The sequence below is a fragment of the Streptomyces sp. NPDC047515 genome (assembly GCF_040643055.1).
Taxonomy (GTDB): Bacteria; Actinomycetota; Actinomycetes; order Streptomycetales; family Streptomycetaceae; genus Streptomyces.
Genome location: NZ_JBEYTM010000006.1, coordinates 189,714 through 213,210, shown reverse-complemented (window position 1 = coordinate 213,210; position 23,497 = coordinate 189,714). Strand labels below are relative to the sequence as shown.

24 protein-coding genes are annotated in these 23,497 nt (G+C 69.4%); 15 read left to right on the top strand and 9 right to left on the bottom strand.

What is annotated here, in order from left to right:
* Nucleotides 1–22: 22 nt before the first annotated feature.
* The 3 genes from ABZ826_RS07575 to ABZ826_RS07565 all read right to left on the bottom strand — a co-directional run bounded on the left by ABZ826_RS07575 (nt 23) and on the right by ABZ826_RS07565 (nt 2,021).
* Complete coding sequence (locus tag ABZ826_RS07575) at nt 23–556, bottom strand: hypothetical protein (protein ID WP_361443689.1); 534 nt, start codon at nt 554–556, stop codon at nt 23–25.
* 215 nt (nt 557–771) lie between these two features.
* Nucleotides 772–1,284, bottom strand: coding sequence for a hypothetical protein (locus ABZ826_RS07570; RefSeq protein ID WP_361443686.1), 513 nt, complete (start codon nt 1,282–1,284; stop codon nt 772–774).
* A 146-nt stretch (nt 1,285–1,430) separates the two neighbouring features.
* Nucleotides 1,431–2,021 (bottom strand): hypothetical protein, encoded by a 591-nt coding sequence (locus ABZ826_RS07565; RefSeq protein ID WP_361443683.1) that lies wholly within the window; start codon nt 2,019–2,021, stop codon nt 1,431–1,433.
* 328 nt (nt 2,022–2,349) lie between these two features.
* Here ABZ826_RS07565 and hemL point away from each other — a divergent pair, with 328 nt between their 5' ends.
* From hemL to ABZ826_RS07525, 8 genes are all read left to right on the top strand, one after another.
* The gene (gene hemL / locus ABZ826_RS07560; RefSeq protein WP_361443828.1) at nt 2,350–3,657 is read left to right on the top strand and encodes a glutamate-1-semialdehyde 2,1-aminomutase; all 1,308 of its coding nucleotides are present in this window, start codon (nt 2,350–2,352) and stop codon (nt 3,655–3,657) included.
* Entirely contained in the window at nt 3,654–4,346 is a 693-nt protein-coding gene (locus tag ABZ826_RS07555) for a histidine phosphatase family protein (RefSeq protein WP_361443680.1), read from the top strand. Before hemL ends, ABZ826_RS07555 begins: the two co-directional genes overlap by 4 nt.
* Before the next feature lie 674 nt (nt 4,347–5,020).
* A complete protein-coding gene (locus ABZ826_RS07550) occupies nt 5,021–6,274 on the top strand; it encodes a hypothetical protein (protein WP_361443677.1) in 1,254 nt (417 codons plus the stop codon).
* A 67-nt stretch (nt 6,275–6,341) separates the two neighbouring features.
* On the top strand, nt 6,342–6,953 hold the full coding sequence (locus ABZ826_RS07545) for a TlpA disulfide reductase family protein (protein ID WP_361443674.1): 612 nt from the start codon (nt 6,342–6,344) through the stop codon (nt 6,951–6,953).
* A gap of 46 nt (nt 6,954–6,999) precedes the next feature.
* On the top strand, nt 7,000–7,722 hold the full coding sequence (locus ABZ826_RS07540) for a cytochrome c biogenesis protein CcdA (RefSeq protein WP_361443825.1): 723 nt from the start codon (nt 7,000–7,002) through the stop codon (nt 7,720–7,722).
* A gap of 5 nt (nt 7,723–7,727) precedes the next feature.
* Nucleotides 7,728–9,503, top strand: a complete 1,776-nt coding sequence (locus tag ABZ826_RS07535) for a cytochrome c biogenesis protein ResB (RefSeq protein ID WP_361443671.1) — start codon at nt 7,728–7,730, stop codon at nt 9,501–9,503.
* Nucleotides 9,500–10,585 carry a c-type cytochrome biogenesis protein CcsB gene (ccsB, locus tag ABZ826_RS07530; protein ID WP_361443668.1) on the top strand — a complete coding sequence of 362 codons (1,086 nt, stop codon included), beginning with the start codon at nt 9,500–9,502 and terminating at the stop codon, nt 10,583–10,585. Before ABZ826_RS07535 ends, ccsB begins: the two co-directional genes overlap by 4 nt.
* A 55-nt stretch (nt 10,586–10,640) precedes the next feature.
* Complete coding sequence (locus ABZ826_RS07525) at nt 10,641–11,168, top strand: SRPBCC domain-containing protein (protein WP_361443665.1); 528 nt, start codon at nt 10,641–10,643, stop codon at nt 11,166–11,168.
* Between the two features lie 15 nt (nt 11,169–11,183).
* On the opposite strand, the gene ABZ826_RS07520 is transcribed toward ABZ826_RS07525, so the two are convergent.
* From ABZ826_RS07520 to ABZ826_RS07505, 4 genes are all read right to left on the bottom strand, one after another.
* Nucleotides 11,184–12,743, bottom strand: a complete 1,560-nt coding sequence (locus ABZ826_RS07520) for a hypothetical protein (protein WP_361443662.1) — start codon at nt 12,741–12,743, stop codon at nt 11,184–11,186.
* Nucleotides 12,736–14,934, bottom strand: coding sequence for a hypothetical protein (locus ABZ826_RS07515; protein ID WP_361443659.1), 2,199 nt, complete (start codon nt 14,932–14,934; stop codon nt 12,736–12,738). Before ABZ826_RS07515 ends, ABZ826_RS07520 begins: the two co-directional genes overlap by 8 nt.
* A 282-nt stretch (nt 14,935–15,216) precedes the next feature.
* Nucleotides 15,217–15,621: a PLD nuclease N-terminal domain-containing protein gene (locus ABZ826_RS07510; RefSeq protein WP_361443656.1), complete on the bottom strand. Its 405-nt coding sequence runs from the start codon at nt 15,619–15,621 to the stop codon at nt 15,217–15,219.
* 72 nt (nt 15,622–15,693) lie between these two features.
* On the bottom strand, nt 15,694–15,870 hold the full coding sequence (locus ABZ826_RS07505) for a hypothetical protein (RefSeq protein ID WP_361443653.1): 177 nt from the start codon (nt 15,868–15,870) through the stop codon (nt 15,694–15,696).
* Between the two features lie 199 nt (nt 15,871–16,069).
* Between ABZ826_RS07505 and ABZ826_RS07500 the strand changes: the two genes are divergently transcribed.
* Nucleotides 16,070–17,527, top strand: a complete 1,458-nt coding sequence (locus tag ABZ826_RS07500; protein ID WP_361443650.1) for a menaquinone biosynthesis decarboxylase — start codon at nt 16,070–16,072, stop codon at nt 17,525–17,527.
* Nucleotides 17,524–18,441 carry a menaquinone biosynthesis prenyltransferase MqnP gene (gene mqnP / locus ABZ826_RS07495; protein ID WP_361443647.1) on the top strand — a complete coding sequence of 306 codons (918 nt, stop codon included), beginning with the start codon at nt 17,524–17,526 and terminating at the stop codon, nt 18,439–18,441. Before ABZ826_RS07500 ends, mqnP begins: the two co-directional genes overlap by 4 nt.
* Nucleotides 18,442–18,558: 117 nt before the next feature.
* On the opposite strand, the gene ABZ826_RS07490 is transcribed toward mqnP, so the two are convergent.
* Entirely contained in the window at nt 18,559–19,110 is a 552-nt protein-coding gene (locus ABZ826_RS07490; RefSeq protein ID WP_361443822.1) for a rhomboid family intramembrane serine protease, read from the bottom strand.
* A 192-nt stretch (nt 19,111–19,302) separates the two neighbouring features.
* Here ABZ826_RS07490 and ABZ826_RS07485 point away from each other — a divergent pair, with 192 nt between their 5' ends.
* Complete coding sequence (locus ABZ826_RS07485; protein WP_361443819.1) at nt 19,303–19,977, top strand: UbiX family flavin prenyltransferase; 675 nt, start codon at nt 19,303–19,305, stop codon at nt 19,975–19,977.
* Between the two features lie 8 nt (nt 19,978–19,985).
* Here the strand turns inward: ABZ826_RS07485 and ABZ826_RS07480 are convergent, their stop codons facing one another.
* The gene (locus tag ABZ826_RS07480; protein ID WP_361443644.1) at nt 19,986–20,120 is read right to left on the bottom strand and encodes a hypothetical protein; all 135 of its coding nucleotides are present in this window, start codon (nt 20,118–20,120) and stop codon (nt 19,986–19,988) included.
* Nucleotides 20,121–20,252: 132 nt separating this feature from the next.
* On the opposite strand from ABZ826_RS07480, the gene ABZ826_RS07475 reads away from it, so the two are divergent.
* The 4 genes from ABZ826_RS07475 (at nt 20,253) to ABZ826_RS07460 (ending at nt 23,048) form a co-directional block, all read left to right on the top strand.
* Nucleotides 20,253–20,708, top strand: a complete 456-nt coding sequence (locus tag ABZ826_RS07475) for an Lrp/AsnC family transcriptional regulator (protein ID WP_361443641.1) — start codon at nt 20,253–20,255, stop codon at nt 20,706–20,708.
* A 97-nt stretch (nt 20,709–20,805) separates the two neighbouring features.
* On the top strand, nt 20,806–21,969 hold the full coding sequence (gene mqnE / locus ABZ826_RS07470) for an aminofutalosine synthase MqnE (protein ID WP_335937079.1): 1,164 nt from the start codon (nt 20,806–20,808) through the stop codon (nt 21,967–21,969).
* 111 nt (nt 21,970–22,080) lie between these two features.
* Nucleotides 22,081–22,605 (top strand): GNAT family N-acetyltransferase, encoded by a 525-nt coding sequence (locus tag ABZ826_RS07465; RefSeq protein WP_361443637.1) that lies wholly within the window; start codon nt 22,081–22,083, stop codon nt 22,603–22,605.
* 146 nt (nt 22,606–22,751) lie between these two features.
* Nucleotides 22,752–23,048 carry a DUF4229 domain-containing protein gene (locus ABZ826_RS07460; protein WP_361443634.1) on the top strand — a complete coding sequence of 99 codons (297 nt, stop codon included), beginning with the start codon at nt 22,752–22,754 and terminating at the stop codon, nt 23,046–23,048.
* Nucleotides 23,049–23,497 lie beyond the last annotated feature (449 nt).

Below are 23,497 nucleotides of genomic sequence, written 5' to 3'. Positions count from 1 at the left end.
TTCGATCGTCCCACTGATCGTCTCACTGCATCTGGTCGAGCATCTCCGACAGGGCGCTCTTGACCTGCAGAGCCTTCTTGATCTCGTCCGACGTCACGTACGGATACTCTCCGTACTCGATGAAGCTCGGACAGTGGTGCTGCCGTACGAATCGGACGAACGCCTCAGGGTTCGTCCGCCAGTCCTCGGGAAACCCTTCGAGATTCTCGAAAGCGGTGCTGACGCCGGCTTTGGAGAACAGCGCGACGGCGTCCTCCGTGTACTTGTCGAAGTCGGTGTCGAAGATGCCTTGGTACATGAAGCGCGTGTCGTCGTCGAAGAGGACCCAGCGCAGATAGTGCAGCTTCAACGGCGCGAGAAGATACGCATCCTGCTCCAGCGCCTCGGCCAGGGCACGGCCGTACTCCCGCATCGCGTCGGCCCTGCCCGGTTTGACCTTCGCCACGATGGTGAATCCGTAACAGGCCGGAGTTCTCGGAAAGACGGGGCCGTACTTCCCCTGTTCCAGATGGTCGGTCTCCTTGGGGATGACGACGGCCTGCGGCTTGATCTGCATGTCCGCTCCTCTCCGCGTTCCAGAGGTGGGGAGGGACCCACTTCCAGCTTTGCACCCGATGCCGGGGTGTGCCTGCTGGGCGGGAGGGAGCCGACGGCTCAGGTGCCGACCACGGAATCCGGGCGGTTTGCGCGGCACGGCTGTGAGAGACCACCGGCGTACGGCGGCTGAGCAACGCCGCTGATCGACCTTTCGGACCGCGGCGACGGACGACGTCAGTGCGTCAGGGTGACCTTGAGGAGCACGATGAGCAGGCCGAGCACCAGGTTGACCGCCCCGGCGGCCACCACCACGCGGCCCGTGGCCCCCGAGCGCAGAGCGGCGACCGAGGCCCAGCCGACCTGACCGGCCAGCGCGACGCCCAGGGCCAGCCACAACGCCCCTTCCGGGCCGAGGCCCAGCAGAGGGGTGACGGCGACTGCCACGGCCGGTGGGACGGCCGCCTTGACGATGGGCCACTCGGCCATGCACACCCGCCGGATCTCTCTCCCGTCCAGAGGCGCGTACATGATGCGCTCCCCGAGCAGCCGGGTGAGCACATGGGCGGCCCAGAACACCACCCCGGTGCCCAGCAGTAGGAGAACGAGTTCCAGCCGTGGGAAATATCCGACCGATCCGGCCCCGACCACCACCGAGGCGGCGAGCAGCGAGCCGTACACGGCGCCCGTGTAATCACGCCGCTCCGGGGCGTCCACGTGCGAACCCTGTGCGGGAGGCCGACCGTCCATGATTCCAGTGTGGGCACGCCTGTTGTGCGCCGCACGGTCACAGATTCTCCGGCGTCCGGACGCGTACGGTCGCCTGTCGGCCACCTCCCTGGGCATGGGCGGGGGCGGGACTCGAAAGTCCCGCCCGCACCCAGCGAAACCTCAGGTCAGGGCCAGACCAGGCAGTACGCCTGGTGCCCCGCGTCGTGCAGCCGGTGGGAGAAGTCCTGCCACTCGTGCAGCAGTTGGTAGACGTTGAACGCGTCGCGCGGGCCGCCCCGGTCCGGGACCGTGGACCAGATGAAGGCCGCGGCGCCCACCGACTCCTCGCCCACGCCGCGCAGCGGGTCGACGACCGTCATCGGAAGCTTGACCACCGCGTAGTCGGGGTGCAGCACGACGAGTTCCAGCGGGGGGACCTTGTGCAGGGGTATGCCCTGGATGCCGGTGAGGACCATCGCCGCGACCGTCTCCGGCTTGATCTTGGTGAACATGCCGCCCATGCCCAGTTCGTCGCCGCCGAGTTCCTCGGGACGCATCGAAATGGGCACGCGTGCGGCCGTGGCCCCGTCCGGGGCCCCGAAGTACTTGTAGGTCACCCCCACCCGGCCACCACTCCTGCTTCCGGCTCCGCCACCCTGCGCACCACTGACCTGTCTGCCTTGTCTGCGCTCCGCCTCACGCCGGTGCCGACCCCGCCGGGCAGGCTCGGGCCCCAGGTCGTCGGTCCCTTCGCCCACTCCGCCACCGCGATGCATATCTCATCCACCCGACTACTACTGAGGAGACGCAGCCCCCGCCGCGCAACCCGATCATCGTGTCAGTGACCTCCCCCGCGGGCGTGCGGTGAAACACCTGCCCGCAAGACCGTCCGTGACCCGGGCGCCATGGCGTGTGTGAGCTTTTCCCCTGGAAGTCACCAGTTTCGCAGACGTGAGGGGGCTGACGCCCGGTCGCTGCGGGACGGATGTGCTCGCGGGGCTTTCAGCGGCCGGGATCTTCCGCTCCCGACCGCTCGGGAGGGCTGTCCTACCCTGGGGAGGTCACTAGCCCCCGGAGTCGGAGAAGTCGCAGGTCATGACCGAACTGCCTTATCGATATGAAGCCCCAGTTTCGCAGACGCTTTTCGACCGCGCGTCCCTCGTGACGCCCGGCGGCGTGAATTCTCCCGTCCGTGCCTTCCGGGCCGTGGGCGGTACGCCCCGCTTCATGGTGTCCGGTACCGGTCCCTACCTCACCGATGCCGACGGCCGGGAGTATGTCGACCTCGTGTGCTCGTGGGGACCGATGATCCTCGGTCACTCCCACCCCGAGGTCATCGCCGCGGTCCAGGAGGCTGTGGCCCGCGGCACCTCGTTCGGTACGCCCGGTGAGGGCGAGGTGGCGCTCGCCGAGGAGATCGTGGCCCGGGTCGAGCCCGTGGAGCAGGTGCGACTGGTGTCGTCCGGCACCGAGGCGACCATGTCCGCGATCCGTCTCGCCCGCGGGTTCACCGGCCGCGCCAAGGTGGTGAAGTTCGCCGGCTGCTACCACGGCCACGTCGACGCGCTGCTCGCCGCCGCCGGGTCCGGGGTCGCGACCTTCGGCCTTCCCGACACCCCGGGCGTCACCGGCGCGCAGGCCGGCGACACGATCGTGCTTCCGTACAACGACCTGGAGGCCGTGCGGGAGGCGTTCGCCGCCCAGCCCGGCGAGATCGCCTGTGTGATCACCGAGGCGTCGCCCGGCAACATGGGTGTCGTACCGCCGCTGGACGGTTTCAACGCCGGGCTCAAGGAGCTCTGTGCCGCCAACGGCGCGCTCTACATCTCCGACGAGGTCATGACCGGATTCCGTACCTCGAAGGCCGGCTGGTTCGGCGTCGACGGAGTGCGGCCCGACCTGATGACCTTCGGCAAGGTCATGGGCGGCGGCTTCCCGGCCGCGGCCTTCGGCGGGCGCGCGGACGTGATGGCGCACCTCGCCCCGGCCGGCCCCGTCTACCAGGCGGGCACCCTCTCCGGCAATCCGATCGCCACCGCCGCCGGCCTCGCCCAGCTGCGGCTGCTCGACGACGCGGCGTACGCGAAGGTGGACGCGGTCTCCGCGGAGATCCGCGGCCTGGTCGGCGAGGCGCTGGCCAAGGAGGGCGTGGCGCACGTCGTGCAGGCGGCGAGCAACATGTTCTCCGTCTTCTTCACCGACCGGCCGGTGCGGAACTACGAGGACGCCAAGCAGCAGGAAGCTTTCCGCTTCACCGCCTTCTTCCACTCGCTGCTGTCGCGGGGCGTCTACCTGCCGCCGTCCGCCTTCGAGTCCTGGTTCGTCTCCACCGCGCACGACACGCAGGCCGTCGAGCGCATCGCCGCCGCCCTGCCCGCCGCCGCCCGCGCCGCTTCGGAGGCCACCGCATGAGCGAGAACAGAAGCGCCAAGGACATCACCGTCGTCCATCTGATGCGGCACGGAGAGGTGCACAACCCGGAGGGCGTGCTCTACGGACGCCGTCCCGGCTACCACCTCTCCGAGCTCGGCCGGCAGATGGCCGACCGGGTCGCCGAGCACCTGGAGGGCCGTGACATCACCCATGTCGTCGCCTCCCCGCTGGAGCGAGCCCAGGAGACGGCCACACCGATCGCCAAGTCGCACGGCCTCGACCTGGCCACCGACGAACGGCTCATCGAGGCCGCCAACGTCTTCGAGGGCAAGACCTTCGGCGTCGGCGACGGGGCGCTGCGCAAGCCGGACAACTGGAAGCACCTGACGAATCCGTTCCGGCCGTCGTGGGGCGAGCCGTACATCGAGCAGGTCGTCCGGATGGTGGGCGCCCTGGACGCCGCGCGCGACGCGGCCCGCGGTCACGAGGCGGTGTGCGTCAGCCACCAGCTGCCGATCTGGATCGTGCGGAGCTTCGTGGAGCGGCGGCGGCTGTGGCACGACCCGCGCAAGCGGCAGTGCACGCTCGCGTCGCTGACCAGCTTCACGTACCAGGGCGACAAGATCGTCTCGGTCGGGTACACGGAGCCGGCGCGTGATCTGGTGCCCGCGCATCTGCGGGCGGGGGCGAAGCCGGTGAAGGGGAAGTCGAAGGCGTTCGGCGCGTAACGCGCCCTTGGCCGACGGGGGGCGCGGTATGCGTCCCCCCGGCCCGGGTGCGGTGTGCCGCACCCCGGTCCTCCCCGCCTGACTGGCCCTCACCGGTTTTTCTGGGGCCGGCCCCCCGCCGTTCCTCCGCGCCTGACCGGCCTTTCCGGCCCTCACCGGTCCGCCGCGGCCGGCCCCGCCGGTCCACGGCCCCGCCGACCCTCCGCATCTGACCGGCCTTCCGGTCCCCGCCGGCCCTCCGCGGCCCGACCCTCACCGGTCCGCCGTGCCCGGCCCTCACCGCTTCCGCGCCCGGCCCTCACCGCTTCCGCGCCCGGCCCCTCACCGCTGCCGCGCCCGGCCCTCGCCGGTACGCCGCCGGCCCCGGTCTTCCCTTGCCGTGCTGTCCTCGATCGCCGGACGGGCGTGATCCTTCCGCCCCTCCGGCGCTCGTGCTGCCGTGACGGGACCGGTGCCGCATGACCTGGGGTCGATGACAGCGCGGCCAGGGGTCGAGGACAGAGCGGAACTCGTACCGCCCCCGGGTGAGCTATCAGTCATACGTTCGTGCGCGTACTGGTCTGGTCACGCAAAGAAACATGTGCTAGATCGCGGAACCCCCGAGTTGATTCCATCATCTAAGCGTTCGGCAGTTTGTATGGACTTGAGATAAAACGACCGCAGATGGGGAACGCATGCGCGAGATCAGTCGAAGGGGCTTGCTCGGAGCCGGGCTCGGGGTCGCGGCCACGATCGGTCTTGCGGGTTGTAGTTCCTTCGATACCGGCCGGACGGGGGAGGACACGGGGACCGCGGGGGAGAAGGGTGCCGACGGGCACACCCGGGGGACCGGACCCGCGAAGAAGGACGTCCGGGAGATCGGGGACGGTTCCACCGCCGACACCGGGAAGCAGCCGCACCAGCCTTCGGCGCCGGTTCCGCTCGAACCCGGGCAGACGCCGCCGCAGTTCGTGATCTTCTCCTGGGACGGGGCGGGCGAGGTCGGCAACGGGCTCTTCCCGCGTTTTCTGGAACTCGCCAGGAATCACGACGCGGCGATGACCTTCTTCCTCTCCGGCCTGTATCTGCTTCCCGAGTCGAAGAAATCCATGTACCGGCCGCCCAACAACCCGATCGGCGCTTCCGACATCGGTTATCTGACCGATGACCACATCAAGGAGACGCTGAAGAACGTCCGTCAGGCCTGGCTCGACGGACATGAGATCGGCACTCACTTCAACGGGCATTTCTGCGGCGGCTCCGGATCGGTCGCGAACTGGTCGCCCGCCCAGTGGCGGAGCGAAATCGATCAGGCGGTCTCCTTCGTCACCGAATGGCGCACCAACACCGGCTGGACCGACCTCGATCCGCTGCCGTTCGACTACCGCAAGGAACTGGTCGGCGGTCGCACTCCCTGTCTGCTCGGCCAGGACAATCTGCTGCCCACGGCGAGCAAGCTGGGCTGGCGCTACGACGCCAGCTCGCCCGGCGGCACCCAGGTGTGGCCCCAGAAGCGCCAGGGCGTCTGGGATCTGCCACTGCAGGGCATGCCGTTCCCGGGGCACACCTTCGAAGTCCTTTCGATGGACTACAACATCCTCGCCAACCAGTCGCAGAATTCGACCAAGGGCATGCCCTCGCGCTATCCGGGCTGGCGGGAGCAGGCCGCCAAGTCGTATCTCGCCGGTTTCGACCGCGCGTACACGACGAATCGCGCGCCCTTCTACATCGGAAACCACTTCGAGGAGTGGAACGGCGGCATCTATATGGACGCGGTCGAGGAAGCGCTCAAGAAAATCGCCGGGAAGCCGGATGTGCGGCTCGTCTCCTTCAAGCAGTTCGTCGACTGGCTCGACGTCCAGACGCCGGCCGTGCTCGACAAGCTCCGCACACTGGGCGTCGGACAGTCACCCGAAGGCGGCTGGAACGCCTTCTTTAAACAGGCCTGACAACGGGCTTTACGGGCATTGAGGGGGGTGCCCGAGATCGCCGGAACCGCCATGCGAAACTTTTCACATGAGCTATGGCCGGGCACCTCGACGCCGCTTCACCCTGCTCGCCGCCCCCGCTGCGGTCGTCGCACTCGCACTCACGCTGACGGCGTGCGGTGGCGACGACAACAAGGCGGGCGGCGGCGGCAATACGAACTTCGTCACGGGCAGTGGCGGAATCTCCACCGTGGCCAAGGGCGAGCGCAAGGCCGCCCCGAAGCTCGACGGCGAGACCCTCGACGGCAAGCAGCTCGACGTCGCCGACTACAAGGGCAAGGTCGTCGTGCTGAACATGTGGGGCTCGTGGTGCGGGCCCTGCCGTCTGGAGGCCCAGTACTTCGCGAGGGTGGCGAAGGAGACGAAGGACAAGGACGTCCAGTTCGTCGGGATCAACACGCGCGATGCCCAGAAGGGTCCCGCGCAGAGCTTCGAGAAGGACTACGGGGTCCCCTACCCGAGCCTTTTCGACCCGACCGGCAAGCTCATGCTCCGCTTCCCCAAGGGCACGCTGCGTCCGCAGGGCATTCCGTCGACCGTGGTCCTGGACCGGGACGGGAAGATCGCCGCCCGTTCCCTGGCCGCGCTCGACTCCGACCAGCTGCACAAGATGATCGACCCGCTGATCGCGGAGAAGTGATTCCGTGCTCACCCTCGCCGCCGTCGCGGGCCAGAACGAGACCGTGATGAGCGGGGCACTGCTCGTCGCCCTGCCCCTCGCCGTACTCGGCGGACTCGTCTCGTTCTTCTCGCCGTGCGTCCTGCCGCTCGTGCCCGGCTATCTCTCGTACGTCACGGGTGTGAGCGGCACCGACTTGGCGCAGGCCAGGCGAGGGCGGATGGTCGCGGGCGCCTCCCTCTTCGTGCTCGGCTTCACCGCCGTGTTCGTCTCCGGCGGCGCGCTCTTCGGCTTCTTCGGACAGACCCTCCAGGAGCACAGCGGAACGCTCTCCAAGATCCTCGGCGTGCTGATGATCCTGATGGGGATCTTCTTCATGGGCCTCATGCCGTGGATGACGCAGCGCGAATTCCGTATCCACAAGCGGCCGGTGACCGGGCTGGTGGGCGCACCGCTGCTGGGCGCCCTCTTCGGGATCGGCTGGACCCCGTGCCTCGGCCCGACGCTCAGCTCGGTGAGCATCCTCGCGGTGCAGCAGGGCACCGCCGGGCGCGGGGCGATACTGACCGTCGCGTACTGCCTCGGGCTCGGCCTGCCCTTCGTGCTCGCGGCGGTCGCCTTCCGCAAGGCACTCGGCGCCTTCGGTTGGGTCAAACGCCACTACGCATGGGTTATGCGGATCGGCGGCGTCATGATGATCGCGACCGGCCTGCTCCTGCTCACCGGCGTGTGGGACACCATGATGCAGGAATTGCAGGGCTGGTCCAACGGCTTCACGGTGGGGATCTGAGTTCCATGAGCAACACCAAGTCCAACCCGGCCCCGCAGCGCGAGCACCGCGACGAGCGGGAGGTCCGGGACGAACAGGACCGGGAGAACGCCCGCGAACTCGGTGCGGCCGGCTCCCAGCTCTCCACCGCCCCGCGCGAGGAGGCCCTGGCCGATCTGCCGGCCATGGGCGTCATCGGCTGGGCCCGCTGGTTCTGGCGGCAGCTCACCTCGATGCGGGTCGCGCTGATCCTGCTCTTCCTGCTGTCGCTCGGCGCCATCCCCGGCTCGCTGATCCCGCAGAACAGCGTGGACGAAATGAAGGTGCGGACCTTCAAGGACGCCCACACCATCGTCAGTCCGATCTACGAGAAGCTCCAGTTCTTCGACGTCTACAGCTCGGTGTGGTTCTCCGCGATCTACATCCTGCTGTTCATCTCGCTCATCGGCTGCATCGTCCCGCGCACCGGCCAGTTCGTCGGCCAGCTGCGCAGCCGGCCGCCGGGCGCTCCCAAGCGCCTGACCCGGCTGCCCGCGTACACCACCTGGCGCACCGAGGCCGAGCCCGAGCAGGTCCGCGAGGCCGCGCTCGGCATGATGCGCAGCCGCCGCTACCGCGCGCACACCGTGGGAGACGCGGTCGCCGCCGAGAAGGGCTATCTGCGCGAGGCCGGGAACCTGGTCTTCCATATCGCTCTGATCGTGATGCTGGTGGCCTTCGCCTTCGGGCAGCTCTTCAAGTCCGAGGGCGGCAAGCTGGTCGTCGAGGGCGACGGCTTCTCCAACACACAGACCCAGTACGACAACTTCAAGTCCGGTTCGCTGTTCGACCCGGACTCGCTCGCCCCGTTCAGCTTCAAGCTCGACAAGTTCATCGGTACGTATGAGCGCAGCGGCCCCCAGATCGGTACGCCCCGGACCTACGAGGCCCATGTGACGTACGAGGCGGGCGCCTACGGCAAGCCGCAGAAGACCGTCATCAAGGTCAATGAGCCGCTGGTCATCGACGGCACCAAGGTCTACCTCAACGCGCACGGCTACGCCCCCGTCGTCTCCGTCAAGGACGCGAGCGGCAAGGAGGTCTACCGGAACGCCGTGCCGCTGCTGCCCATCGACAACAACGTCACCTCGACCGGTGCGATCAAGGTGATGGACGGCTACCGCGACAAGAACGGCAAGAAGACCCAGCTGGGCTTCCAGGCCTTCTTCGTGCCGACCTTCGCGGGCAACGGCAAGGGCACGATGTTCTCGCAGTTCCCCGCTGCCGACATGCCCGTCCTGGCCCTCAACGGCTACTACGGCAGCCTCGGCGTCGACTCCGGACTGCCGCAGAACGTGTACCAGCTGGACAAGTCCAAGATGAAGGCGTTCAAGGACAGCAAGGGCGATCCGCTCAAGCAGCGCCTGGCGGTCGGCGACACGATGAAGCTCCCCGACGGAGCCGGCTCGATCACCTTCGAGGGTGTCGAGGAGTGGGCCAGCTTCCAGATCTCCAAGCAGCCCGCCAGCGGCTGGGCGCTCACCGGAGCCATCGCCGCGATCGCCGGACTCGCGGGCTCGCTGTTCATCCAGCGGCGCCGGGTCTGGGTGCGGGCCGTGCGCGGTGCGGACGGTGTCACCGTCGTCGAAATGGCGGGTCTCGGCCGCAGCGAGTCCGCGAAGCTGCCCGAGGAGCTGGCCGATCTCGCGGTCACGCTCAACGACGTGGCGCCCACGGCGCCCGGCTCTGACACCGACCCCGGATCCGATGCCGGTTCCGTCGGAGAATCCCCCGTAGAACCTGCCGAAGGGGCTGAGAAGTGAATCTCGCCGCCGCAACCAACGAGAACCTGGCGCACACCAGCAATGTGCTGATCTATTCGTCGATGGCCGTCTACACCCTGGCCTTCTTCGCGCACATCGCGGAATGGGTGTTCGGCAGCCGCAGCAAGGTCGGCCGCACCGCCGCCGCGCTGACCGGGGCCGATGCCGGGGCCGACGCCTCGGTGAAGGTGCAGGTCGCACAGAAGGGCGGCGGCACCGCCGTACTCGACCGCCCGAAGATCGTCACCCGCTCCGCGGCCGGTTCCCGCGACGTCCCGGACGGGCCCGGCGCGGCCGGCGGTACGTTCAAGGGCGATCTGTACGGACGCATGGCGATCTCCATGACCGTGCTCGCCTTCCTGGTTCAGGTCGGCGGGGTGCTCGCGCGTGCGCTCTCCGTGCAGCGTGCCCCCTGGGGCAACATGTACGAGTTCTCCATCACCTTCTCCACGGTGGCGGTCGGCGCCTACCTGATCCTGCTCGCGCTGAAGAAGAACGTCCGCTGGATGGGGCTGCTCCTGGTCACCACCGTCCTGCTGGACCTCGGCATCGCGACCACGGTCCTCTACACCTCCAGCGACCAGCTGGTGCCCGCACTGCACTCGTACTGGCTGTGGATCCACGTCTCCACCGCCATCATCTGCGGTGCCGTCTTCTACATCGGCGCGGTCGCCACCCTGCTCTACCTCTTCCGCGACAGCTACGAGAGCAAGCTCGCCAACGGCGGGCAGCCCGGCTCGTTCGCCCAGTCCGTGCTCTCCCGGTTGCCCGCCGCCTCGACGCTCGACAAGTTCTCGTACCGCGTCAACGCCGCCGTCTTCCCGCTGTGGACGTTCACGATCATCGCGGGCGCCATCTGGGCGGGCGACGCGTGGGGCCGCTACTGGGGCTGGGACCCCAAGGAGGTCTGGTCCTTCATCACCTGGGTCGCGTACGCCTGCTACCTGCACGCCCGCGCCACCGCCGGCTGGAAGGGCCGCAAGGCCGCCTACCTGGCACTGATCGCCTTCGGCTGCTGGCTCTTCAACTACTACGGCGTCAACATCTTCGTCACCGGCAAGCATTCCTACGCGGGCGTCTGACCGGCGCTTCGTCCGTACGGGTGCGGATCGGACACCGCCGGGCCACGCTGGAACCATGACCGATGCGACCCCCGTCATCGAGCGTGGCACCAGCGAGACCCACGGTGACCAGCACACCCTGCGATTCACGCTGCGGCTGCCCCACCCCGTTCCGCGGGTGTGGGCAGCCGTTGCCAGTTCCGAGGGTCTGTCCGGCTGGCTCGCCGCCGCCGACCCGTTCGAAGCGCGCATCGGTGGAGCCGTCACGCTGCGCTGGCTGAACACCGACCAGGACGGAAACGCCTCGGTCGCCTCCGGCACCGTCACCGCCTGGGACATCGAGCGCGTCGCCGAATACACCCTCGAAGGACTCCACGGCCGTATCCGCTTCCACCTGGAGCCACCGCGCGGCGACCATGTGCTGCTGCGCTTCACCAACGAGTTCCGGGGCGACGACGCGCTGCGGCTGGACTGCCTCGCCGGCTGGCACGACCATTTCCAGTACCTCGTGGACGCGCTCGACGGCTACCCCGCCGACTGGTCCAAGTGGACCCCGGTCCGGTGGGCGGGGCTGCGCGAGGAGTACGCCGCGCCCGAGCGCTGACACGGCGTCACCGCATCACGGTGCCGAGGACGGCGGCAGGCACTTCGGGTCCGGCGGGGTGCCCTGCGGCCAGGCGATCGTCACGAACCGCTGACTGGCGTCCTCCGGCGCCAGCTCCACCACCGGCACCGCCTTGTTGTAAGGGTTTCCGTGGTTGTCCAGGCAGATCCAGCCGCTGGCCCCCGACACCCGCAGCGACCCCTTCACCCGTGGCCACTGCTCGCCCACGTCCGCGGGCTGCGGCAGCCGCTTGCCCTCCGGGGTCGCCTGCCGGATGCCGTGCACCGCCAGCGACATCGCGTCGTACGCGATGATGACCTGGCCGTCGGTCAGCTCCTGGTGACCGGTCGGACCGACCGGGCCCACGGGCTTCTTCCCGATCGTGGCCAACAGATCCAGCAGGCTCCGGTAGTCCGCCGGGGAGCCGCCCGTCGCCGCCCCGCCCTTCGCCGCCGCCCAGGCGTCCGGGTGCGCCAGCGAGGCGTAGCGGACCGTCACCTTGCGGCGCAGCGCGCCCCGGTCGAGCTTCTTGTCGCTGCCGAGGTACGAACCCTCGTCGCCGGTCAGGATCGTGAACGGGCGGCTCTGGCAACCCCGGGCCCCGAGCGCGTTGATGAACTGCCGCAGCTGGGTGTGGCGTCCGGCGAAGAACACCGTCTCCGCGTCCGTGTCGCAGATGAGGTGGGTGATCTGCTGGAACGTATTGGCCGTGGTGCCCTCGTCGTTCGGGTCCTTGCGCGAGGTGAACAGCTGCGGCTCGTAACGCGTGCCCCTCGTCAGCGAGGTGAACGCGGCCCGCAGCGTGTCCGTGTAGTGGTCGCCGGTACGGGTGTCCTGCACCAGCAGCGCCTTGTCCGCCTTCACCTTCCCGAAGTGCGCCAGCGCCCGCGCCTCGTCCCGGTTGGTCGGCGCCACCCGCGCCAGACCGGGGAACGGATCGCCGGCCGGTCCGTTGGCGATGTCGTCGGCGGTGATCGTGGTACCGACGACCGCGATGTGCGCGGAGGTCAGCTCCTCGATGGCCGAGCTGACCTCCGGACTGCTGGTGGCGACCCCGGACACGGCCCGCAGATGGTCCGGGGCCCCGGTCATCTTCTTCAGCCGGTCCACCGTCGGCCGCCACAACAGGTTGTTCTTCCCCGTGTTGGCGAGCACCAGCCGGATCTTCGGCACCTGATCGTTCGACAGATGATTGGCCCGGTACTGCTCGGCGAAGGCGCCCTGCAGCTCGCGCTGCATCTTCGTCTGCATGGCCTCGTCCGTCGACGTCAGCGGCAGCAGCAGGGCGACCGTCGCGTAGCGGCCGGGCTTCAGGGTGTCGTTCTCCCGGGAGATGGCCGCGGCTACCTCGGTCAGCTTCGGCCGGCCGAAGTCGTAGGCGTCGCCGGAGACGCCCACGCACTCGTCGCTGCCCTGCGGCCGCTCCACCCCCGGCGCGCACGAGCGGTCCTCGGGAGCGGTGAGCCGGCCGATGCCGTACCAGCCGGATGTGACGACCAGGGCGCCCACCACCACGCTGGTGACGACCTTCTGCCGCGCCGTGTACCAGAGGCGATATCGCAGTGGATTACGCATGTGCACCACCGTCCCCCCGTCGCTGCCCGCTTCCGCCCGTGTCCGGTCCGTCCGTGCCCGACGCCCCCGGCGGCATGGAGAGCGGCCGCCAGGCCCCGATGTCCCGCGGCCAGTGCGTCGCCGCGTCCCACAGCACGCTGTTGCCCGTCGGATGCCTGCCGGACAGCTGTCGCAGCTCGTGCGCCATCTTGTCGATCACCTCTTCGTCCGGCAGGGTCAGCGGATCGGACAGCAGCCATACGGCGTGCAGCAGCCGGCGCAGCTGCAGCTGGAGCTCCACGGCCCGCTCGCCGAGCCCGGCGAGCCCCGTCTCCCCGTCCGGCAGCGAAGCGGACGCCTCCCGGCCGAGCGCGACCGCCCGCCGGGGATCGGGACCGGTGTAACCGGGCGGACGTGGATACGGGGCCGAGGCGATGAACCGCAGCGAGCCGAGCCACGCCGTCACGTCCGGCTCGGTGAACCGTTCGCGCAGATGCGTCACACCGTCCCTCGTCCTGCCCAGCACCAGTTCCTGGTGCAGCCGGTGCGGGACGCTCGGGCAGCGACCCCCGGGCGCGTACGCCGTGCGCAGCGTCTCGTGCACCGCACGCCATACCGCGTAGTACGGATGGTCGTCGTCCTGGAACCGCAGCCGGTGCAGCAGCAGCGCGCGCAGCAGCGGATCGGCGACGAAGTGGTCCGGTCCGACCGGCCAGTCCTGCGCCCGCAGCACATCGCGCACCCGCAACGCCACGTCGCCCTCCAGCGACCGGCCGCGCAGCCGGGCCGTGGCCAGCAGCCGCGCCGACTCCTCGCCGTGCGCGGCGGCCAGCACACTCAGTACGTCGAGCTGTTGCCCCGGCAGCAGCCGCGCCAGCAATTCGTCCGCCACCCGCACCGGCGCCCGGTCCTCGCGCAGCTCCACCGTGCGGTCCAACAGCGTCCCCGGCACCAGCGAGCCGGGCACCAGCGAGCCGGGCACCAGCGAGCCCGGTCGCGGCGTGCCCGCGTGGGACGAGCCCGGCGCCAACGCCTCGCCCGCCGCCTGGGCCAGCAACGCCACGCCCAGCGGGCGCCCGCCCGTCAGCCGGTGCACCCCGCGTGCCAGGCCGGCCGGGGCGCGCCCCACCGGATCATGCCGGTCGAACGCCGCCTGCACATGGGCCGGGCCCAGCGCGGTGAGCTCCACGGCCAGGATCCCGGACGTCACCTCCGACCCGCGGACCCAGTGCGAACCGTGCGCCACCTCGGGCAGTCGTCGGCGCACCGCATGGCTCAGCCCCTCATGACCACGGGCGCGCGAGGAGGCGAACACGGCGATCTGATCCCGCACCCCGGAGGCCCGCTGCCGCAACACCGGCTCGACCAGCTGCCGGCCCAGCCGCGTGTGCGCGTTGTCCAGCAGCAGCACCGGGCGGCCCCGGCGGGCACCGCGCGCCAGCCCCCCGTACGCCCGCACCAGGTCCGCGACCAGCGCGAGCACCAGGTGATCCTCGGCCCGGCGGCGCAGATCGCCACCGCGCTCGAAATCGACCGCCAGCTGCCGCAGCCCGATCCGTCCGCTGCCGCCCGCGTGCGGATAGCTCCCGTACCAGTCCGCCGAACGCCGCTGGAACCGGCTGAACGACTCCTCCAGCACCGTCTCGATCGTGGCCTCGGCGACCATCCCGGCCAGCGGCACGACAGAGTCGAAGGCGCTCGCCGCCAGCTTCGTCAGCACCTTGGTGACCCAGCCCGTCGCCGCGTCCCCCCGCGTGTCGACGGTCGCCAGCACCGGGCCGAGCGACTGCAGGTCCCGCTGCGCCCGCGTCTCGTCCTCCCGCGTCCAGGAGATCGAGGCGACCGCCACCAGGCCGAGGCTCAGCCGGGGAAACTGCACCGGCCGCGCGGCACGCACCTTCGCGGTCAGCTGGGTGGCGAGCTCCGGCAGCGCCGCGGTGACCGGGGTCCAGCCGGGCCCCGGGTCCGCGGGCGGTACGACTGCCTCGCAGTCGACCAGGGCGACCGGGGTGATCTCCCGGTACAGATGGCGCAGTTGCTTGAGCACGGCCGTCTTGCCCATGCCGCGGCCTCCGGTCAGCACGGCGACCGGCGGATCGTCGCGGTGCTCGTAGGAGACCCCGGCGGAGCCGTACGGAGTGAGACCTGTCAGACGCGCCGCAAGTCCGTCGTTGCCGAAGATCGCCTCGCGCCCGTACAGCTCTCTCTCCACAGCACCCCCCAGCGCCGATGCCCGATCCGATCTGTCACATCGTCAACACCAGGGTATCGGGAGGGTGTTGGAGCAAGGGGAAGATTTTCGAACGATCGGTGTCAAGGGGACGGTCCGAGCCACCGGGGCCCGCCGCCGCGACAGCCCGGCGCGCGGACGGAGGCCGGCGCGGTGCCGGTGCGGGGCGCGAACGACGACGGCCACCGCGTGTCGGGCGACAGGCGGTGGCCGTGCGTGGCGTGCGGTGGCCGCAGCGGGTGGCCGGAGGCCGGACCCTCCGGGTCACATCGCGGGCGGTGCCGACTCCTCCGGTCCCGACTCGCGCTCGCGGCGCTTGAGTTCCTCCTCGCGGCGGCGCAGATCCGCCTCCCAGTCCTTGAGGAGCGACTCGTCCTTCTTGTTCTCTTCCTTCAGCGCGTTCAGGAACTCCGGATTGTCGTCCGGCGCCACCCACTGCGAGCGGTGATTGCGGTGCCATTCCGACGGTGTACGTCCCCCGGCGGGCGCCTCGCGCAGCTTGCCGGCGGCCAGCCAGACGACCGGGCCGACGATCCAGAACAGCAGGATGATGAAGACCCAGGCGATCTTCGGCAGGTGCTTGGCCTCGTCCTCGGGGGTGTTCAGGCAGTCGATGAACGCGTAGATCGTCAGCGCCAGAGGCAGGAGAAAGATCAGGGCCCGGAACATGATGGAAAGGTCCCCCTGCGGAGAGATGGCGGGGCTTGTCCCGCCCCGGTGACGGGCCCAGAGTAGCCGGTGTCAATGACGTCCCACGGCGAGCAGGTGGGAACCGGCGGCCGGCAGGTCGGGGTACGGCTCAGCCGTACGGGCCGCGGCCGGCGCGGAGGCGAACATCCGCGATTCGGTGAGGGACTCCCCGGTGTGCTGCTCGGTCGCTTTCAGCAGGGCCCAGGCGGGGCCCTCGACGCCGTACACCCGGGTGTCGGTGAGGCCCGCCCACCCATTTCGGCCTCCCGTTCGGGGCCGGTGGGGAAGTACGCCTCGGTGAACCCCTTCTCACCGTCGTGCGAACCGATGGCCAGGACGCGGCCGAGTGGGCGCGACCGTGTTCCGTGAAGGGCGCCGAGGTGGGGCACCCCAGGTGATCGGCAGCGGTGATGACAAACTGGACGGCATGGCTTACGACGATCTTCGTTCCCTCCTCCGGGCCCTGGAGCGCGAGGGCGAGCTCAAGCGCATCAAGGCCGAGGTCGACCCGTATCTGGAGGTCGGCGAGATCGTCGACCGGGTGAACAAGGCGGGTGGGCCCGCGTTGCTCTTCGAGAACGTCAAGGGGTCCTCGATGCCCCTGGCCATGAACGTCTTCGGGACCGACAAACGGCTGCTCAAGGCGCTCGGCCTGAAGTCGTACGCGGATATCAGCGACAAGATCGGCGGGCTGCTCAAGCCGGAGCTGCCGCACGGCTTCGTCGGGGTGCGGGAGGCCTTCGGGAAGCTCGGCTCGATGGTGCATGTGCCGCCGAGGAAGGTGAAGTCCGAGAGCGCGCCCGTGCAGGAGGTCGTGCTCACCGGCGACGACGTGGATCTGGACCGGCTGCCCGCGCTCTTCACCTGGCCCGAGGACGGGGGCTCGTTCTTCAACCTGGGGCTCACGCACACCAAGCACCCGGAGACCGGTGTACGGAATCTGGGGCTGTACCGGCTCCAGCGTCACGACCGGCGCACCATCGGGATGCACTGGCAGATCCACAAGGACAGCCGCAACCACTACCAGGTCGCCGCGAAGCGCGGGGAGCGGCTGCCGGTCGCCATCGCGTTCGGGGCGCCGCCGGCGGTGACGTACGCGTCCACCGCGCCGCTGCCCGGGGACATCGACGAGTACCTCTTGGCCGGGTTCATCCAGGGCAAGCGGATCGAGATGGTCGACTGCAAGACCGTGCCGCTGCAGGTCCCGGCGCAGGCGGAGGTCGTCATCGAGGGGTGGCTGGAGCCCGGGAAGATGCTTCCCGAGGGGCCCTTCGGGGATCACACCGGCTTCTACACGCCGCAGGAACCGTTCCCCGCACTGACCATCGACTGCGTGACCATGCGGAAGCGCCCGCTGCTGCAGTCGATCGTGGTGGGCCGGCCGCCGACCGAGGACGGGCCGCTGGGGCGGGCCACCGAGCGGTTCTTCCTGCCGCTCCTCAAGATCATCGTGCCGGACATCGTGGACTACCACCTGCCGGAGGCGGGCGGCTTCCACAACTGCGCGATCGTCTCGATCGACAAGAAGTACCCGAAGCACGCCCAGAAGGTGATGAGCGCCGTCTGGGGCGCGCACATGATGTCGCTGACCAAGCTGATCGTGGTCGTGGACTCCGACTGCGACGTCCACGATCTGCACGAGGTGGCGTGGCGGGCGCTCGGCAATACGGACTACGCGCGGGACCTGACCGTCACCGAGGGGCCCGTCGATCATCTCGATCACGCCTCCTACCAGCAGTTCTGGGGTGGCAAGGCGGGTATCGACGCGACGAAGAAGTGGCCCGAGGAGGGCTACACCCGGGACGGGGGCTGGCCGGACATGGTCGAGTCCGACCCTCAGACGGCGGCGAAGGTCGACCGCCGGTGGAAGGAATACGGACTGTGAGCGCCGCCGAAGCAGCACTGGGCTCAGGGCCCGTACGGTCGAACAGCAAGGTCAAGGCGTTTCTGCGGCTCGTGATGATCGAGCACTCGGTCTTCGCGCTGCCCTTCGCGTACATCGCCGCGCTGACCGCGATGTTCCAGGCGGACAAGTCGATCCACTGGGTCACGCTGCTGCTCGTCACCCTCGCGATGGTGGGGCTGCGGACGTTCGCGATGGCCTGCAACCGGATCATCGACCGGGAGATCGACGCCCGTAACCCGCGCACCGCGAGCCGGGAGCTGGTCACCGGCGCGGTGTCCGTGAAGTCGGCGTGGACGGGGGCGCTCGTCGCCGTCGTGGTCTTCCTCGGGGCGGCGGCCCTGCTGAACCCGCTCTGTCTGGCGCTGGCGCCGGTCGCGGTGGTGCCGATGGTGGTCTATCCGTACGGGAAGCGCTTCACCCACTACCCGCACGCCATCCTGGGGATCGCGCAGGCCATAGGGCCGATCGGCGCCTGGCTGGCGGTGACCGGCAGCTGGTCCTGGGACGCGGTGATCCTCGGTCTCGCGGTCGGGATCTGGATCGGTGGCTTCGACCTGATCTTCGGCTGCCAGGACGTCCAGGCGGACCGGGCGCACGGGGTGCTGTCGGTGCCGGCCCGGTTCGGGATTCCGGCCGCGCTGTGGGGCGCGCGGGTCTGCCACGTGGTGACGACCGGGCTGCTTGTCTGGTTCGGGCTGGCCACGGAGGCGGGGCTCTTCTACTGGATCGGCATGGTGATCGTCGCCGTCGCCTTCGTCTACGAGCACCGGGTCGTGCGTCCGCACGATCTGTCCCGGCTGAACCGCGCGTTCTTCTCGGTCAACGGCTTCATCGGCATAGCGCTGTTCGCGTGCGCGCTGCTGGATCTGCTGGTGCGGGGACTGACGGTCTGAGAGCCTGTCGGGCGGTTCCCGGACCATGGCGTCCTGGGCTCGTGCCGTCGGCCGTGTCGTCCCGGGCCGGGTCGTCGGCCCAGGACGACACGGCCTGTCGTCCCGGGCCGGGTCTTTCTAGGACATGAGCGGCCGGGCGGATGCCGGTGCGTTCCGGCGGCGGAAGACGAAGGCCGCCGCCACGCCCGCCGCCAGTCCGAACAGATGGCCCTGCCAGCTGACCGAGGTGTTGGCGGGGGAGAGTCCCAGCAGGATCGACGAGCCCCATATCGCGCCGATCACCAGGCCGACGCCGATGTCGAGCGGTCTGCGGTCCACGAAGCCGCGCACGAGCAGGTAGCCGAAGAGGCCGAAGACGAGGCCGGACGCGCCCGCCGTGTTGGAGTGGTCCGGCGCGACCAGCCAGACACCGAGGCCGTCGACCACGATGATCAGCGCGGCCACGGCCGCGAAGCGGCGGATGCCGCCCAGCGCGGCCAGGAAGCCGAAGACCAGCAGCGGCACGCTGTTGGACGCGACATGGCCGAAGCCGAAGTGGATGAAGGACGCGGGCACGACGTCCAGCAGTTCACCGGGCCGGCGCGGCTCGATCCCGTACGCGTCCAGGGAGTGGCCGGTCGCCACGTCGACGACTTCGAGGATCCAGAGGAACGCCACCCAGCCCACCATCAGCTTGGCCGCGGCCTTCGCACGCTCGCCCGTGCTCCACGCCGATGCGAATCGATCCGACGATGCGGCCACCGATGCCCCCTGCCGTTCCGTGTCGCCCCTGTTCCCCTCCTTCGAAACGCCTGAGGCACCTTACTCAGTTCCGGTTCCGCGCAGCCGGATAGGCTCGGGTGCGTGGATTCCGGGACTTCAGTGAGTCAGCAGCAGCGGCAGCCTTGGATTGTCGGGGTTTCGGGCGCTTCGGGCACCCCATTCGCCGCCGCCGTCCTGCGCGGTCTGCTGGCCGCGGGGGAGAGCGTGGACCTGGTGGTGAGCCGGGCGTCACGGCTGACGCTGCTGGACGAGACCGGGATCGCGTTCCGCGACGCGCACTGGCGGGAGGACCTGTGCGGCTGGCTGGCGCGCGGGGCGGACGGAAAGCCGCACACCTTCGACGTGGACGTCGAGGACGTACGGCACTGGGCGGCCGGTGACCTCGCGGCGGGTCCGTCCTCGGGGTCGTACCCGGCGAAGGGGATGCTGATCGTGCCCGCTTCGACGGCGTGCGTGGCCGGGGTGGCGCTCGGGCTCTCGAAGGATCTGCTCCAGCGGGCCGCGAGTGTGACGCTCAAGGAGCGGCGGAAGCTGGTCGTCGCGGTGCGGGAGACCCCGCTGAACGGGCAGACGCTGAAGCATCTGGTGAGCCTGGACGAGGCGGGCGCCGTGGTGCTGCCCGCCTCTCCGGCGTTCTACGCGGGGGCGACGCACATCCAGGATCTGGTGGACTTCGTCGCGGGGCGGGTGCTGGACGCGGCGGGGGTTCCGCACGACCTGTACCGCCGGTGGGAGGGAGAGCTCGGTGGCGGCTCTCGTGGCTCCGGGGGCTGAGCCTGTGGTCAGCGCTTCTTCGTGGCGCGCGGGTTGCGGGTCTTGTCGACCCGGCGCGCGGCGGCGGGCTGGTGGGCACGCGAGCGGTTGGCCAGGTCCTGCAGCTCGCGCATTCGGGCGTAGGCCATCTCGATCGTGTACACGGTGTTCTCACTCCTGAGGATTCGAAAGCAATTTTTGAGTGTTCGAGAAGATTTGCAGGCGATGAAGCCTGCATGCCTTAGATTCTACACGTAGACTCGCGATACTGCTGAACAATGGAAGGTTTCAGTCATATGGACGCGGTGGACAGGCAGCTCATCCAGGCCCTCAGGGAGAACGGCAGGGCCTCGTATGCCGAGCTGGGGCGGCTCGTCGGGCTCTCCGGGCCCAGCGTCACCGACCGCATCAATCGGCTGGAAACCGCCGGTGTCATCACCGGCTACCGCGCCACCGTCGACGCCGCGTCCCTGGGGCTCGGGGTCACCGCCCTGATCGGCATCTCGCTCTCCGACGCGGCCGACCACGAGGACGTGGCGCGCAGGCTGAAGGACCTCGCGGAGATCGAGGACGCCTGGTTCATCGCGGGCGACGACTCGTACATGCTCAAGGTGCGGGTCGGTGACGTGGACGGTCTGGAGAAGACGATCCGCCGGCTCAGCGGTACGAGGGGCGTCTCGCGCACGCGTACCACGATCGTGCTCTCCACCAAGTGGGAGGACCGGGTCGGGGAACTTCCCGAAGAGGCGTAGGCGTAACGTGGTGGGGCCCCCGGGGGACCGGGGGTTTCACCCGGTATCACCTGTCACCGGGATACGCACAGCACGTCGACGACTGGGAGGCAGCCGCATGGACGTTGGGCTCAAGCGCGAGCTGGAGGAGAAGGTCCGCGCGGGGGAGCGGCTGACCCGTGAGGACGGCATCGCCCTCTACGAGTCGGACGACCTGGCCTGGCTCGGCGGTCTCGCCCATGAGGTGCGCACCCGCAAGAACGGCGACGTCGTGCACTTCAACGTCAACCGGCACCTCAACATGACCAATGTGTGCACCGCGTCGTGCGCGTACTGCTCGTTCCAGCGCAAGCCGGGCGAGAAGGACGCGTACACCATGCGCATCGAGGAGGCCGTCCGGCTCGCGAAGGCGATGGAGGGCGAGAACCTCACCGAGCTGCACATCGTCAACGGGCTGCACCCCACCCTGCCGTGGCGTTACTACCCGCGCTCGCTCAGCGCGCTGAAGGAGGCCCTGCCGCAGGTCTCCCTCAAGGCGTTCACCGCCACCGAGATCCACCACTTCGAGACCATCTCCGGGCTGTCGGCCTCCGAGATCCTCGACGAGCTGATCGAGGCCGGTCTGGAGTCGCTGACCGGCGGCGGCGCGGAGATCTTCGACTGGGAGGTCCGTCAGCACATCGTGGACCACGACACCCACTGGGAGGACTGGTCGCGCATCCACCGCCTGGCGCACGAGAAGGGGCTCAAGACCCCGGCGACGATGCTGTACGGGCACATCGAGGAGCCCCGGCACCGCGTCGACCACGTGCTGCGGCTGCGTGAGCTGCAGGACGAGACCGGCGGCTTCCAGGTCTTCATCCCGCTGCGCTACCAGCACGACTTCGTGGACATGAAGGACGGCAAGGTCCGCAACAAGCTCCAGGCGCGCACGACGATGGCGACCGGCGCCGAGGCGCTGAAGACCTTCGCGGTCTCGCGGCTCCTGTTCGACAACGTCCCGCACGTCAAGGTCTTCTGGGTGATGCACGGGGTGCAGACCGCCCAGCTCGCGCTGCAGCACGGCGCCGACGACATGGACGGCTCGGTCGTCGAGTACAAGATCACGCACGACGCGGACAACTACGGCACGCCGAACAAGCTCGGCCGTGAGGATCTGCTCGACCTGATCCGCGACGCGGGCTTCCGGCCCGTCGAGCGCAACACCCGGTACGAGATCATCCGCGAGTACCCGGGCCCGGACGCCGAGCGGCGCGAGTCGCCGCAGCCGATGCGCGTCTGACCCGCACGCCGTCAGCGCCACAGCGCAGGAGAGCCCCGGCCGCCGGCCGGGGCTTTCTCGCGTACCGGACACGGTTTGAGGCCAGGGCTCGGTAATAGTTAATCTGCACCTATGGCACTTACGTTTGAGTTGGACCCCACGTTCGACCGCGCCCTGCGGGACGGCATCGCCGAGCTGTGGACCGATGTCTCCAACGCGGGCGGGGCGGTCGGCTTCGTACCGCCCGTCACGGTCGACGACGTCCGGCCCGAGCTGGTCAAGCACCTCGTCGCCATGGCCGAGGGGCGCACCCGGCTGCTGGTCGGTCACGACGAGGAGGGGGCCGTGGCCGCCACGGCCTTCCTGGCCCTCAACACGCACCGGCTGATGACGCACTGGATCTGGCTCTACACGGTGATGGTCCACCCCCGCCACCAGGGCAAGGGGTACGGGCGCGATCTGATGGACGCCGCGGCCCGTGCCGCCCGGGAGCTCGAAGGGGTGGAGGCCATCCGGCTCACCTGCCGGGGCGGCACCGGTGTCGACCGGTTCTACGCGTCGTGCGGATACAAGGAGGTCGGACGGGTGCCCGACGCGATCCGGGTGGCCGACGGGGACGACCGCGACGACATCATCATGCTGCTGCCGCTCGGCTGAGCGTTCCCGGGCCCGCCCCGCGGGCCGGGTCCGGAGGTCTCGCCGGAACCCCTTTGACGCAGCCCTCCGAAGTGATCGATTCCGGGGCATGCTTCACTGGTCGGGCAGGATCGCAGGACTGTCGTACGTAGAGAGAGAGGCCAACTGTGTCCGCTGCCAGGCCGAGCGCGACAATTCGGTACACCGCGATGCGCCTCAGCATCTTCGTCGGCTGCTTCTTCGTCGCAGCCGTGGCCGTTCACTTCGGCCTCCTGCCCTCCGGGGCGCGCGGTTCCAACTTCATCTGGGTGATTCTGCTCGCCCTGGTCCTGTCCGCGCCGCTCAGCTACGTGCTGCTGCGCAAGCAGCGTGACGAGATGTCCGAGCAGATCGTGTCCACGGTCGACCGCACCAAGGCGAGGCTCGAAGCGAACCGGACCCGCGAGGACCACGTCACCCCGTGACGAACGGGTGAGGGTGGCATAAGGGCCACGTAAGTTTCCTCACACCCAGCACACTTTCCGTACCGAACCCCGGTGCCGGAGCAGCCGCTCCCGTACCGGGGTTCTGTCGTTCCCGAGGAGGGTTTCGCCGTTCCCGCGGGCGTGCCGGGCGCTCCGGTGTGCGCGGTGCCGCTCAAAGAAAACCTTTGAGGTTCTCAAAGTTCAAGTGTTAACGTGTTCGACATGGAGACAACTGTGCGCCCCCGGCCCGGCGCGAGCGTCGCGCTGGTGGGGCGCCTGCATGTCGACCTCTGCCGCTGTATGTCCGCGGTCTGTTGCCGCAACGTCTGAACCGGCACCATGCAGCGGCGCCGCCCCTGACGCGGGAGCCGCACCCCCGTCCCCCCCGTTATGGTTTTCGCGGTCCTGCAAGAGGGCCGCTGGCCTCCGGGCCCGGCATGACTGTTGCC